Annotated in this window: 10 protein-coding genes (1 of these 10 running past the window's edge); 8 read left to right on the top strand and 2 right to left on the bottom strand. The window is 63.5% G+C overall.

Translation table 11 applies throughout. The features are described 5' to 3' along the window. The first annotated feature begins 44 nt into the window (after positions 1-44). The 7 genes from ptsP to B5V02_RS37125 all read left to right on the top strand — a co-directional run bounded on the left by ptsP (position 45) and on the right by B5V02_RS37125 (position 10,412). Complete coding sequence (gene ptsP / locus B5V02_RS37155; protein ID WP_111548967.1) at positions 45-2,315, top strand: phosphoenolpyruvate--protein phosphotransferase; 2,271 nt, start codon at positions 45-47, stop codon at positions 2,313-2,315. Positions 2,316-2,325: 10 nt separating this feature from the next. After that, positions 2,326-3,405 carry a peptide chain release factor 1 gene (prfA, locus tag B5V02_RS37150; protein WP_111548891.1) on the top strand — a complete coding sequence of 360 codons (1,080 nt, stop codon included), beginning with the start codon at positions 2,326-2,328 and terminating at the stop codon, positions 3,403-3,405. Then, entirely contained in the window at positions 3,398-4,276 is an 879-nt protein-coding gene (gene prmC / locus B5V02_RS37145) for a peptide chain release factor N(5)-glutamine methyltransferase (RefSeq protein WP_111548890.1), read from the top strand. Before prfA ends, prmC begins: the two co-directional genes overlap by 8 nt. Positions 4,277-4,581: 305 nt before the next feature. After that, positions 4,582-5,523: a DUF4167 domain-containing protein gene (locus B5V02_RS37140; RefSeq protein ID WP_111548889.1), complete on the top strand. Its 942-nt coding sequence runs from the start codon at positions 4,582-4,584 to the stop codon at positions 5,521-5,523. A 221-nt stretch (positions 5,524-5,744) separates the two neighbouring features. Beyond that, entirely contained in the window at positions 5,745-8,351 is a 2,607-nt protein-coding gene (clpB, locus tag B5V02_RS37135; protein WP_111548888.1) for an ATP-dependent chaperone ClpB, read from the top strand. A gap of 59 nt (positions 8,352-8,410) precedes the next feature. Continuing rightward, positions 8,411-8,776 carry an MmcQ/YjbR family DNA-binding protein gene (locus B5V02_RS37130; protein WP_111548887.1) on the top strand — a complete coding sequence of 122 codons (366 nt, stop codon included), beginning with the start codon at positions 8,411-8,413 and terminating at the stop codon, positions 8,774-8,776. Between the two features lie 151 nt (positions 8,777-8,927). Next, the gene (locus B5V02_RS37125) at positions 8,928-10,412 is read left to right on the top strand and encodes a L,D-transpeptidase family protein (protein WP_111548886.1); all 1,485 of its coding nucleotides are present in this window, start codon (positions 8,928-8,930) and stop codon (positions 10,410-10,412) included. 24 nt (positions 10,413-10,436) lie between these two features. On the opposite strand, the gene B5V02_RS37120 is transcribed toward B5V02_RS37125, so the two are convergent. Then, positions 10,437-11,069, bottom strand: a complete 633-nt coding sequence (locus B5V02_RS37120; protein WP_111548885.1) for a TMEM175 family protein — start codon at positions 11,067-11,069, stop codon at positions 10,437-10,439. A gap of 255 nt (positions 11,070-11,324) precedes the next feature. Here B5V02_RS37120 and B5V02_RS37110 point away from each other — a divergent pair, with 255 nt between their 5' ends. After that, a complete protein-coding gene (locus B5V02_RS37110) occupies positions 11,325-12,884 on the top strand; it encodes an MFS transporter (RefSeq protein WP_111548884.1) in 1,560 nt (519 codons plus the stop codon). Between the two features lie 29 nt (positions 12,885-12,913). Here B5V02_RS37110 and B5V02_RS37105 read toward each other — a convergent pair whose 3' ends face one another. Then, positions 12,914-13,484, bottom strand: the 3' end of a protein-coding gene (locus tag B5V02_RS37105) for a M23 family metallopeptidase (protein ID WP_167458812.1). It continues 1,397 nt past the right edge of the window; 571 of the gene's 1,968 nt are visible here — the last part of the coding sequence; the start codon falls outside the window, past its right edge — the gene reads right to left on this strand; its stop codon occupies positions 12,914-12,916.

Below are 13,484 nucleotides of genomic sequence, written 5' to 3'. Positions count from 1 at the left end.
TGGAAACTGCGGCGGGCAAAATGCCCATTGGAGAAGAAGCCGCGATGCGTGATCAGGCCAGTGGCCCGCGCGTTTTGCTGAAACGGCTCCGCGAGCTCATGCAGGAGCCGCTGGAGCCGCAGGAGCGGCTTGACCGGATCGTGCGCGACATCGCCTCCAACATGGTCGCCGAAGTCTGCTCGCTCTACGTGCTGCGCGCCGATTCGGTGCTCGAACTCTACGCCACCGAAGGTTTGAACCCGAACGCCGTCCACCTGGCGCAACTGCGGCTGGGGCAAGGCCTGGTCGGCACGATCGCCGCCAGCGCGCGGCCGCTCAACCTTTCCAACGCCCAGGAACACCCGGCCTTCGCCTATCTGCCGGAGACCGGGGAAGAGATCTACAACTCCTTCCTTGGCGTGCCGGTGCTGCGGGCAGGGCGCACGCTGGGCGTGCTGGTCGTCCAGAACAAGACCATGCGCCACTACCGCGACGACGAGGTCGAGGCGCTGGAAACCACGGCGATGGTCATCGCCGAGATGATCGCCACCGGCGATCTGGCGCGGCTGACGCGGCCCGGCCTCGAACTCGACCTGCGCCGTCCGGTCAGTTTCACCGGCCTGTCCTTCAACGACGGCGTCGGGCTTGGCCATGTCGTGCTGCACGAGCCGCGCATCGTCGTCACCAATTTGTTCAACGAGGACAGCGAGGAAGAGGTCCGCCGGCTCGAGACCTCGCTCGGCTCGCTCAGGCTCTCCATCGACGACATGCTGGAACGCCGCGACGTCGCCTTCGAGGGCGAGCATCGCCAGGTTCTGGAAGCCTATCGCATGTTCGCCAACGATCGCGGCTGGGTGCGCCGGCTGGAAGAGGCGATCCGCAACGGCCTGACGGCGGAAGCGGCGGTGGAAAAGGTGCAGAGCGACATGCGCGCCCGCATGCTGCACATGACCGATCCCTATCTGCGCGAGCGGATGAGCGATTTCGACGACCTCGCCAACCGGCTGCTGCGCCAGCTGATGGGGCGCGGGCCAGAGGATGTCGCCGCGTCGCTGCCGAAGGACGCCATCATCGTCGCCCGCTCGATGGGCGCCGCCGAACTGCTTGACTATCCCCGCGACAAGATGCGCGGGCTGGTGCTCGAGGATGGTGCTGCCACCAGCCACGTCGTCATCGTCGCGCGCGCCATGGGCATTCCTGTCGCCGGCCAGATGAAGGGCGCCGTTTCCATGGCGGAAAACGGCGACGCCATCATCGTCGACGGCGAAGAGGGCGTGATCCATTTGCGGCCGCAGCCCGACCTCGAAGCCGCCTATGCCGAAAAGGTGCGTTTCCGGGCGCGCCGGCAAGAGGTCTATCGCGAGCTACGCAAAAAGCCGTCGATGACCAGGGATGGTGTCCAGGTCGATTTGTTGATGAACGCCGGTCTTGCCGTCGACCTGCCGCAGCTTGTCGAGTCGGGCGCGGCCGGCATCGGCCTGTTCCGCACCGAACTGCAGTTCATGGTCGCCTCGACATTTCCCCGTGCCGAGGCCCAGGAAAAGCTTTACCGCGACGTGCTCGAGGCGGCGCGCGGCAAGCCGGTCACCTTCCGCACCATCGATATCGGCGGCGACAAGGTGCTGCCCTATTTCAAGGGTGCGATCCAGGAGGAGAACCCGGCGCTCGGCTGGCGGGCGATCCGCCTGACGCTTGACCGGCCGGGGCTACTGCGCACCCAGATCCGCGCCTTGCTCAAGGCCAGTGGCGGGCGTGAATTGAAGCTGATGCTGCCGATGGTGACCGAGCTTGGCGAGATCGCGCAGGCGCGCGAGATCATTGACCGCGAGGTCAGGCATCTGTCGCGCTTTGCCCATCACCTGCCGACGAGCCTCAAGCTGGGCGCGATGCTTGAAGTGCCGTCGCTTCTGTTCCAGCTCGACGAGTTGATGAAAGCGGTCGACTTCGTCTCGGTCGGTTCGAACGATCTGTTCCAGTTCGTCATGGCCGTCGACCGCGGCAACACGCAATTGGCCAACCGCTTCGATACGCTGTCGGCGCCGTTCCTGCGCGTCCTGAAGCAGATCGCCGATGCCGGCGTCCGCAACCACACGCCTGTGACCCTGTGTGGCGAACTCGCCGGCAAGCCGATCTCGGCGATGGCGCTGATCGGTCTTGGTTTCCGCTCGATCTCGATGTCGCCGGCCTCGATCGGCCCCGTCAAGGCGATGCTGACGGAACTGCCGCTGGATGAGTTGGAGGCGTTTTTCGAGGACAATCTGATGGCACCGGCGCAGGGGCTGCCGATGCGGGCGCTGCTGCAGGCCTTTGCCGACGACCGTTCGATTCCATTGTAGCATCCTCATTATGGTCAACCTGCCACGCGATCGTATGGATCAAGTCGTCAAGCGTTTCGAGATGCTCGAGGCGCAGATGTCGGCCGGCCCGGCACCGGATGCCTATGTACGGATGGCGTCCGAATACGCCGAGATTCAGGACATGGTGGCCAAGGTCAGGGCGCTGCGCTCGGCCGAGCATGAGCAGGCCGACCTCGGAGCGATGCTTGCCGACAAGGGTACCGATGCCGAGATGCGGGCCTTGGCGGAGGCCGACCTGCCGGAGGTGGAGGAACGCATCGAGGCGCTGCAGAAGGACATCCAGATCCTGCTGCTGCCCAAGGATGCCGCCGACGACAAGAACGCCATTCTCGAAATCCGCGCCGGCACCGGCGGCGACGAGGCCGCCCTTTTCGCCGGCGACCTGTTTCGCATGTATGAGCGCTACGCTGCCGAACGCGGCTGGCGTTTCGAGACGGTGTCGGCCAGCGATGGCGATGCCGGCGGCTACAAGGAAATCATCGCCACCATCTCAGGCAAGGGCGTCTTTGCGCATCTGAAATTCGAATCCGGCGTGCACCGCGTGCAGCGCGTGCCGGCGACCGAGGCGAGCGGGCGCATCCACACTTCGGCCGCAACCGTCGCCGTGCTGCCGGAAGCCGAAGAGGTCGACATCGACATCAGGGCCGAAGACATCCGCATCGACACCATGCGCGCCTCGGGCTCGGGCGGCCAGCACGTCAACACCACCGATTCGGCTGTCCGCATCACCCATCTGCCGACCGGCATCATGGTGGTGCAGGCGGAAAAGTCGCAGCATCAGAACAGGGCGAAGGCCATGCAGATCCTGCGCGCCCGCCTCTATGACCTGGAGCGCAGCAAGGCCGATGAGGAACGCTCCGAATCACGCAAGTCGCAGGTCGGCTCCGGCGACCGCTCCGAGCGCATCCGTACCTACAATTTCCCGCAAGGCCGCGTCACCGACCACCGCATCAACCTGACGCTCTACAAGCTCGACCGGGTGATGATGGGCGAACTCGACGAAGTGATCGACGCGCTGATCGCCGATCACCAGTCGAAGCTGCTCGCCGACATCGGCATCGATGGCTGATCAACTGTCCGAGGCGCTGGGGCCGCTGCTGCGGCAGGCGCAGGCTCGGCTTGCCGCTGCCGCCGTCGATGATCCGGCGCTCGATGCGAGGCTGATCGTCGAACATTTTTCCGGCACGACGCGCACGCAGGCGATTGCCGATCCTAAGCGCAAGATCGAAGGAAGCGCCATCGCGGCAATTGGTGATGCCTTGAGACGGCGCGCCGGCGGCGAGCCGGTGCATCGCATCCTCGGCTATCGTGAATTTTATGGTTTGCGCCTGTCGCTGTCGCCGGAAACGCTGGAGCCGCGGCCGGATACCGAAACGCTGGTCGAGGCTATGCTGCCTTTCGTCAGGGCAGTGGCAGTTCGGGAAGGTGAATGCCGCATCCTCGATCTTGGCACCGGCACCGGCGCCATTGCGCTGGCGCTGCTCAGCGCCGTGCCAGCCGCGATCGCCATCGGCGTCGATATGTCCGCGGGCGCGCTGGCGACGGCGACCCGCAATGCCCGGCAACTGGGCCTTGCAGATCGGTTCACGGCGCTCCAGTCAGACTGGTTCGAAAAAGTTTCCGGCCGGTACCATGTAATTGCCGCAAACCCTCCCTATATACGTTCCGAAGACATTGGAAATCTGCAGGACGAAGTCCGCAATTTCGACCCGCGCCTGGCATTGGATGGTGGCGCGGACGGTCTGAACCCCTACAGGACCATCGCCGCGGAGGCGGCAAGGTTTTTGGAAGCTGAAGGCAGGATTGCGGTCGAGATCGGCCACACGCAGCACAAAGAGGTCGCAGAAATATTCGCCGCAGCCGGCTACGGGCCGGGCGGTGCTTTTCGGGACCTTGGTGGAAACGACAGGGTTCTTGTCTTTGAAATGACAAAGCCTTGACGCAGTGCAAAAAAAAGCGCTTGGCAATGCCGGGGAATGCGGCTAGGGTCGCCTTAACCGGATGAGACGAAGCAGGCAGTGCTCTTAGCGATTCGGTTTTCCTTGGAAATAGCTGCCTTCTTGCGCAAACGATGCCCAAGCTTCGTGCGGGAATCGTCCGGCAAGTGATGTAACCGGAACAGGATGGCACGTGGCGCCAACGCAATTGATGCGGGCGAACGCCGGTGAAGAGACGAAACGGCTGGCTGCATGAGCGCCTCCGTTCGTGAAGAGTTTTTCGAAAATTTCAAAATGAAGAGAGTTTGATGAGGCCACAACAGCAGAACAGGCGCATGCGCGGTCGCAACAACAATGGCGGCGGCGGTGGCAATAACAACAATAACAACAACAACAACCGCAAGGGACCAAATCCCCTGACGCGCAACTACGAGAGCAACGGCCCGGACGTGAAGATCCGCGGTTCGGCTCAGCAGATCGCCGAAAAATACGCCACCTTGGCCCGTGATGCGCAAAGCTCCGGCGACCGGGTCATGGCGGAGAACTATCTCCAGCACGCCGAACACTACAATCGCATCATCGCGGCCGCACAGGCGCAGATGCCGATCCAGAACACGCAACAGAATCGCGATGATTTCGACGATGACGGCGACGATGATCGCGACGAGTTCGACAATGCCGGCAACAACAGCAACACGATTTCCGATGCCCAGGCGCCGGTGATCAACCATGGCGCCGGCCCGCAGCCGGTCATCGAAGGCATGCCGGCCGAGGTCGCGCTGAATCGAGAAAGCGGCCGCGACACTCGTGATAGCAATAGCGGGCGCAACAATGGCGGCCGCGACAACAACGGTGGGCGCCATCGCGATCGTCGCCCCAATGGCGGTTACGGCCAGAACGGCCAGCGCGACTATGGTTCGTCCGCCGAGCAAGGCGGCCAGCCGCAGCGCAACGAGGGCCCGACCCAGGCCGAAACCGCTTCCCCGGCCGAATCCACCGAATCCGTAGTGGCAGCCGAGCCGGCTCCGCTGTTCGAGAACTTGTCGCCGGCAGGTCTTGCCGCTCAGGCCGAGCTCAATGAGGCGGCCGCCGAAAGCGGTGCTGCCCGTCGCCCGAGGCGTCCGCGCCGTCCGCGCGTCAGTGCCGATCAGGTCGACAGCGGCAGCGACAATGCCGATGCCGGCGAGGCGGCCGCGGCCCCGGCCGACGGCGGCAATGCTGAACCGGTCATTGTCGACATCGACAACTGATCGAACGACATTTCAGGACATTGGACGGCGGAGAGAAATCTCCGCCGTTTTCGTTTTGTGCCGCTATGGAATATTGTGCGTTGACCGACATCAAGGCGTCTTGAGACAGCATGGCCTATGCACCATATCTCGGCTGAACTGGACCCGGCTCAAATGGGCGGGTCCGTCACCGCAATCGGATCCGGTGCCGCAAAGCGGGCCGGTGATGGAAGGAGACAGATATGAACCTTGAGAAATACTCAGAGCGCGTGCGCGGCTTCATCCAGTCCGCGCAGACCATGGCGCTCTCCCGCAACCACCAGCAGTTCACGCCCGAACACATCCTGAAAGTGCTCGTCGACGACGACGAGGGCTTGGCCGCGTCGCTGATCGAACGCGCCGGCGGCAACGTCCGCGACGTCAAGCTTGGCGTCGAAACGGCGCTCGAAGCGATGCCCAAGGTCGAAGGCGGCAATGGCCAGCTCTATCTGGCGCAGCCGCTGGCCAAGGTGTTTTCGACGGCTGAAGAGCTGGCCAAGAAGGCCGGCGACAGCTTTGTCACCGTCGAGCGGCTCTTGCAGGCGCTCGCCATGGAGAAATCGGCCAAGACCGCCGACATCCTGGCCAAGGCCGGCGTCACCGCGCAGGCGCTCAACCAGGTCATCAACGATGTCCGCAAGGGCCGCACCGCCGATTCGGCGAGTGCCGAACAGGGCTACGACGCGCTGAAGAAATATGCGCGCGACCTGACTGCGGATGCCCGTGCCGGCAAGCTCGATCCGGTCATCGGCCGTGACGACGAGATCCGCCGCACCATCCAGGTGCTGTCGCGCCGCACCAAGAACAATCCGGTGCTGATTGGCGAGCCGGGCGTCGGCAAGACGGCGATCGCCGAAGGCCTGGCGCTGCGCATCGTCAATGGCGACGTGCCGGAATCGTTGAAGGACAAGCAATTGATGGCGCTCGACATGGGCGCGCTGATTGCCGGCGCCAAATACCGCGGCGAGTTCGAGGAGCGGCTGAAGGCCGTGCTCTCCGAAGTCACATCGGCCAACGGCAACATCATCCTGTTCATCGACGAGATGCACACGCTGGTCGGCGCCGGCAAGGCGGATGGCGCCATGGATGCATCGAACCTTTTGAAGCCGGCATTGGCGCGCGGTGAATTGCACTGCGTTGGCGCCACCACGCTCGATGAATATCGCAAGCATGTCGAGAAGGATGCAGCCCTTGCCCGCCGCTTCCAGCCGGTGTTTGTCGATGAGCCGACGGTGGAAGACACCGTCTCGATCCTGCGCGGCCTGAAGGAGAAATACGAGCAGCACCACAAGGTGCGCATTTCGGATTCGGCGCTGGTGGCTGCGGCGACGCTGTCCAACCGCTATATCGCCGACCGCTTCCTGCCGGACAAGGCGATCGACCTCGTCGACGAAGCCGCTTCGCGGCTGCGCATGCAAGTCGATTCCAAGCCCGAAACACTCGACGAGATCGATCGCCGCATCATGCAGCTCAAGATCGAGCGCGAGGCGCTGAAGGTCGAGACAGACGATGCGTCGAAGGATCGGCTCGCCCGCCTGGAAAAGGAACTCGTCGGCCTCGAGGAGGAATCGACCGAGATCACCGCCAAGTGGCAGGCCGAGAAGCAGAAGCTCGGGCTTGCCGCCGATCTGAAGAAGCAGCTCGACGAAGCGCGCAACGAGCTTGCCATTGCCCAGCGCAAGGGTGAATTCCAGCGCGCCGGCGAGCTTGCCTATGGCAAGATCCCGGAACTGGAAAAGAAGCTGAAGGAAGCCGAAGCCCAGGACGGCAAGGTCGGGATGGTCGAAGAGGTGGTCACCCCCGACCACGTCGCTCATATCGTCTCGCGCTGGACCGGCATTCCGGTCGACAAGATGCTGCAGGGCGAGCGCGACAAGCTGTTGCGCATGGAAGACGAGATCGGCAAGCGTGTCGTTGGCCAGGGCGAGGCGGTGCAAGCTGTCTCGAAGGCCGTGCGCCGGGCACGTGCCGGCCTGCAGGATCCGAACCGGCCGATCGGCTCGTTCATGTTCCTCGGGCCGACGGGCGTCGGCAAGACCGAACTGACCAAGGCGCTTGCCAGTTTCCTGTTCGACGATGAAAGCGCCATGGTGCGCATCGACATGTCGGAATTCATGGAGAAGCACTCGGTCGCCCGGCTGATCGGCGCACCTCCCGGTTATGTAGGCTATGAGGAGGGCGGTGCGCTGACCGAAGCGGTGCGGCGCCGCCCCTATCAGGTCGTGTTGTTCGACGAGATCGAGAAGGCGCATCCGGACGTGTTCAACGTGCTGCTGCAGGTGCTCGATGACGGCCGCCTGACCGACGGCCAGGGCCGCACCGTCGACTTTCGCAACACGCTGATCATCATGACGTCGAACCTTGGTGCGGAATATCTCGTCAATCTCGGCGAGGGTGAGGATGTCGACCAGGTCCGCGACGAAGTGATGAATGTCGTCAAGGCATCGTTCCGGCCGGAGTTCCTCAACCGCATCGACGAGGTGATCCTGTTCCACCGGCTGCGCCGGCAGGATATGGGCCGCATCGTCGAGATCCAGCTCAAGCGGCTGCAAAGCCTGCTGACCGATCGCAAGATCACGCTGTCGCTGGACCAGGAGGCGATCGACTGGCTGGCGGCCAAGGGTTACGATCCGGCCTATGGCGCGCGGCCGCTGAAGCGGGTGATGCAGAAGGAACTGCAGGACCCGCTGGCGGAGAAGATCCTGCTCGGCGACATCCTCGACGGCTCGACCGTCAAGGTGACAGCCGGTTCCGACCGGCTGAACTTCCGCTCGAAGCCGACGATTGTCGCGGCCGAGGCGGCAGCCTGATCCAACGCCGCGCGTCCAGGGTGGACGCGCGGCGTTTTCATATAAAAAGCGGGGCGCGGATGACGCTGGACGACTACAACAGTTTCTGCGCCTCGCTGCCTTCGACGACCCATGTCGTCCAGTGGGGCGGCGCCCATGTCTGGAAGGTCGGGGCCAAGGTCTTTGCGATCGGCGGTTGGGACCAAGGCCAGCAGCTCTTCGTCACCTTCAAATGTTCCGACATCGCCTATGATGTGCTCAAGGAGCAGCCGGGCCTGCGGCCGGCACCCTATCTTGCTTCGCGTGGCATGAAATGGATCCAGCGTCAGACAAGCCAGAGCATGGATGATGGTGCGCTGAAGGACTATCTGCGCGATAGCCATCGCCTTGTTGCCCTGAAGCTGACGAAGCAGGCGCGAAGGGAATTGGGACTTGCCGCAAGCTAGCTAATATTCATCGAGGCGCCGGGAAACCGCCATCTTCACGCCCGGTTCATGTTGGAACCATATGGTGGTTAACTGGTTTGCTGGCGAAGGGGTTCGCCGTACAGGGACACTGCCGGGCGGCGGCAATTACGGACCGGAGAGTTTGGCCACCATGCTGCGCACGATCTTCACCCTTTCGGTACTCGCCGGCGGGCTTCTGTCTTCTGGCGCGCTCGGCGCGCCGACGCAGGACAGTGCACCACGGATTGCCCGCGCTGCCGATGACGGCGGCATCCTTGTCGCCCAGGACGGCAATCTCGACATCTATTACGACGCCAGGGGCAACCGCGTCATCGTCGATGCCGATACCGGCAAGGTCATCGCCATCCAGCCGCCGCAGACGCGGCTCGACCGGCGCGCGCTACGCCGCGAGACACGGCTGCGCGAGCTGGGCCGCGCCCCTAATGACAATGACCGCTACTATCTCGACGATCCGGAAGATATGGCGCGATTCCGCCGCAAGCAATTGGAAGAGGAAGGCCGGGTCATTCCGCCGCCGGCGGACGAATACGATCCTGGTAGCGACAATTCCGTGGAAGCCTATCCGCCGCCACCGCAGGACGATGGCGGCTACGACAACAATTATCCCGATGCGCCGCAGCCGCTCACCATCGAGCGCCAGCCGCTGAACGAGGCCTCGATAGATCCTGCCCAGCCGGCGTCTCCCTCCGACGAGGCTGCACCCGCCGATCAGGCGGGACTGCCGCCGAAGGCCGGCGGCAAGACGACCGTCGAGCCGGCGCTTTCGCTGGGAGCACGCCAGGATGTCGCGGCACTTCAGGTGCTGCTCGACAGGGGTGGCGCTTCGCCTGGTGTCATCGATGGGCGTTTCGGTTCGAATGTCGACAAGGCACTCGCCGCCTACAACCAGATCACCGGCAGCAATCTGCGATCGACCGATGCGGTCGGCATCCAGGCAGCACTTGCGCAATCCGGCGGCGATGCGTTCGCCAATTACACCATCACACCGGAGGATGCGGCCGGTCCCTATGTCGCCTCGATCCCGGAAGACTACAGCCAGAAGGCGCAGCTCGATCGCATGGGCTACACGTCGGTGACCGAGGCACTCGCCGAGCGCTTCCACATGGACGAGAACTACCTCAAGGCGCTCAACCCGGACGCCAACTTCAATCGTCCCGGCACGATCATCAGGGTCGCCAATTTCGGCAGACTCGTCTCGACGCCGGTTGCCCGTATCGTCGCCGACAAGGGCAGGAAAGAGGTCTTCGCCTATGATGCGGGCGGCAAGCTAGTCGCGGCCTATCCCGCAACCATCGGCTCGTCAGATACGCCGTCACCGTCCGGCATACATGCTGTATCGCGCGTCGCGCTCGATCCGAACTACACCTACAACCCCAGCATCAACTTCAAGCAGGGCCAAAACGACAAGGTCCTGACCATTCCGCCGGGCCCGAACGGTCCGGTCGGCTCGGTTTGGATCGCGCTCGACAAGCCGACCTACGGCATCCACGGCACACCGGAACCGTCGAAGATCGGCAAGACCGAAAGCCATGGCTGTGTGCGCCTGACCAACTGGGATGCGCGGGAACTGGCGAAGCTGGTGTCGCCGGGCGTCACCGTTGAGTTCGTCGAGTGAGGAGCGTGCAGCTTCCGTTACGCCTCAGCCGATGATCCTGCGCACCCACTTCGCGCCTGGCGTTGCCGCATAGATCAGCTGCACCACCAGGATAAATCCGACGCTGAGCAACGGCGTGATCAGACACAATGCCGCGCCGATCGCCCACAGGATCTGCGCCTTGACGATGCGCAGATAGACCGTGCGTTTGGTTTCCGCATCGACCCCCTCTGCAAGGAAGCCGTTTTTCTCCGCATAGCGCCAGCTGGCGAACAATGTGACGCCGAGCATCAGTAGGTTGAGCCAGTAGACCAGCACCGCGGTTCTGAATTCGAGGAAGTCGGCCAAAAGATCGGTCGAGAACGGCAGCAGAGCGATGAAAGCGAGAAAGCAGAGGTTCAGCGTGGCAAGCCGCCGGTCGGATTTGGCGATTAGCCCATGCTGCGCCTGCTGGCCGAACCAGAAGATGGTCAGCGTCAGGAAGCTCAAGGCATAGGTCAGGAAGCGTGGCGCCAGTGCAGCGATCGCCGCGAGCAGGTCGCGCTCCGAATGGATCGCCTCGTGCGCCGGCACCCTGATTTCGAGGACGATCAGGGTGAGTGCGATGGCGAACACCCCGTCGGTGATACCGACGATACGGCCGCGTCCCTCCGCCGATGCTTCAAGTGGCCGCTTCATCGATTTCTCCCCGTCTGCAACTTTCCAGAAACCTAATGCATGTCGCTCAAAAGTGGCCCCGGTTTTGAGACAACGACATGCATACAAACAAAGACTTAAAGCGCGTCGCATGAATCCGTTTCGACGCGACGCGCTTTAGCATGACTGCGGCTGTTTGCACCCGGACAGGCGCAACCCTGGCAATGTGGCTGGTTTCAAGGACAGCAAGCCACTGGCCGGTTGTTGCCGACACGCATGCGGTCTAAGCAGAGTTCCATGCATTCATCCAGCGAAGCCGCCGCCGTTCCGCTGACCAGTCCGGTCACGAACGGCACGTTCTGTCCGCAATCGCAGCGGCGATTTGTGCTGATCGCGGCGATCCTGGCCTCGGCGCTCGGCTTCATCGACGGTTCGATCCTGGCCATCGCCATGCCGGCGATCCGCGTCAACCTTGGCGCCAGCCTTGCCGAGGCGCAGTGGATTTCCAATGCCTATGCGTTGACGCTCTCGGCACTGATCCTTGCCGGGGGTGCCGCCGGCGATCGGTTCGGGCTGCGCCACGCCTTCGTGGCGGGCATTGCGCTGTTCATTGTCGCCTCGCTTGCCTGCGCGCTGGCGCCGAATGCGGTGGTGCTGATCGCATTTCGCGCGCTGCAGGGCATTGGTGCCGCGATCATGGTGCCGGGCAGTCTCGCCATCATCGCCAAGGCCTATCCGAAAAAGGAACGCGGCCGGGCGATCGGCATCTGGGCGGCGGCTTCGGCGCTGACCACGGCACTTGGCCCGGTGCTCGGCGGCTTCGTGCTGTCGGCTTTCGGCGACGGCATCTGGCGGGCGATCTTCGCCATCAACCTGCCGCTTGGCCTTATCTCGATCTATCTTCTGCTGGCGAAGATTCCAGCCGATGCGCCGACGGAAAAACGCAGCCTGGATCTCGGCGGTGCCGCGCTCGCGACATTGGCCTTCGGCGCGCTTGCCTACGGGCTGACCTCGATGAGCGCCAGCGGCGAGGGTCATTTGTCGGGGCCAAGCATTGCCGCCGGCGCCGTGTTGCTGGGCGTCTTCATCGTCTTCGAGCTCCGGCAGCGCGAGCCGATGATCGATCTGTCGCTGTTTCGCGTCGGCGCTTTCGCCGGCGCCAATGTCGCGACGTTCTTCCTCTATTTCGCGCTGTCGGCCAATCTTTTCTATCTGCCGATGCTGCTGATCGCCGGCTGGGGACTGAGCACGGCCGAGGTCGGCTTCATCTTCCTGCCCTTGTCGGCATCGATCGCACTTTTGTCGGGGCCGGTCGGCCAGCTGTCCGACCGGATCGGGCCGCGTTTTCCGATCGCCTGCGGCGGCCTTGTCGTGGCTTTCGCCTTTGCCGGACTTGCCTTGCTCACCTATGCCGGCATCCACAATTTCTGGACGGGAACATTTCCGCTGATGGCGCTGATGGGGCTCGGCATGGCGCTGGTCGTTTCGCCACTGTCGACGGCGATCATGACGGCAGTGGAAGACAAGGATACCGGTGCTGCCTCCGGCATAAACAATGCCGTCTCGCGCATCGGCGGCCTGATCGCGGTGGCGGCGATGGGCTCGCTTGCCGCCTGGGTCTACGCGAATGCACTCGATGGGAATGCAACGCCCGGCGTGCCAGGATTTGGCGAACCGGCGACGGTTGGGCTTGCGCCGGCCGTCGATGCGGCGAGGCTCGCCGCCAGCGACGCGGCGTTTTCCGCCGTCTCCGCGGTGACGGCGCTGCTTTGCCTGCTTTCGGCAGTGATCGCGTGGACGACCATTTCCGGTCAGCGGCTGCCATGGCCGCGGCGTGCGGAAAATCGGCAAGGCTGAGAAATAGGCTAGGCTGACAAGTCAGCGAATCAGCCGTCGATCTTGGCGCTCGCGACCTTCAGCGAATCACTGTCTTCCTGCTTCAACAGGTCGTCGATGCGCTCGCGTTCACGCTTGAAGGCGACGAGGTCATCGCCCTTCAGCACTTTGCCGACCGGCAGCCGGACGCGCATCGAATCGACTTTGGTGCCGTTGACGATCAGCTCGTAGTGGAGGTGCGGACCGGTGGAGAGGCCGGTCTGGCCGAGATAACCAATGACCTGGCCCTGGCGAACGCGCACGCCGGCTTCGATGCCTTTGGCAAAGGCGCTCTGGTGATTGTAGGACGTCTCGTAGCCATTGGCATGACGAATGATGATCTGTTTGCCATAGCCGCCGGCCCAGCCCGCCTTCTCGACGACGCCATTGCCGGCGGCGATGATCGGCGATCCGATCGGGGCGGCCCAGTCCGTACCTGTGTGCATGCGGACATAGCCGAGGATAGGATGCCTGCGCGCACCAAACCCGGAGGTAAATCTCCCGTTTGGCAGTGGGTTGCGCAGTAGGAACTGCTCGGCGCTGCTGCCGTCCTCGTCGAAATAGTCCGTGCTACCGTCCTGC

Source organism: Mesorhizobium kowhaii (genome assembly GCF_003253745.1).
GTDB classification, from domain to species: Bacteria; Pseudomonadota; Alphaproteobacteria; order Rhizobiales; family Rhizobiaceae; genus Mesorhizobium; species Mesorhizobium kowhaii.
This window is presented reverse-complemented; position numbering and strand designations above follow the sequence as displayed.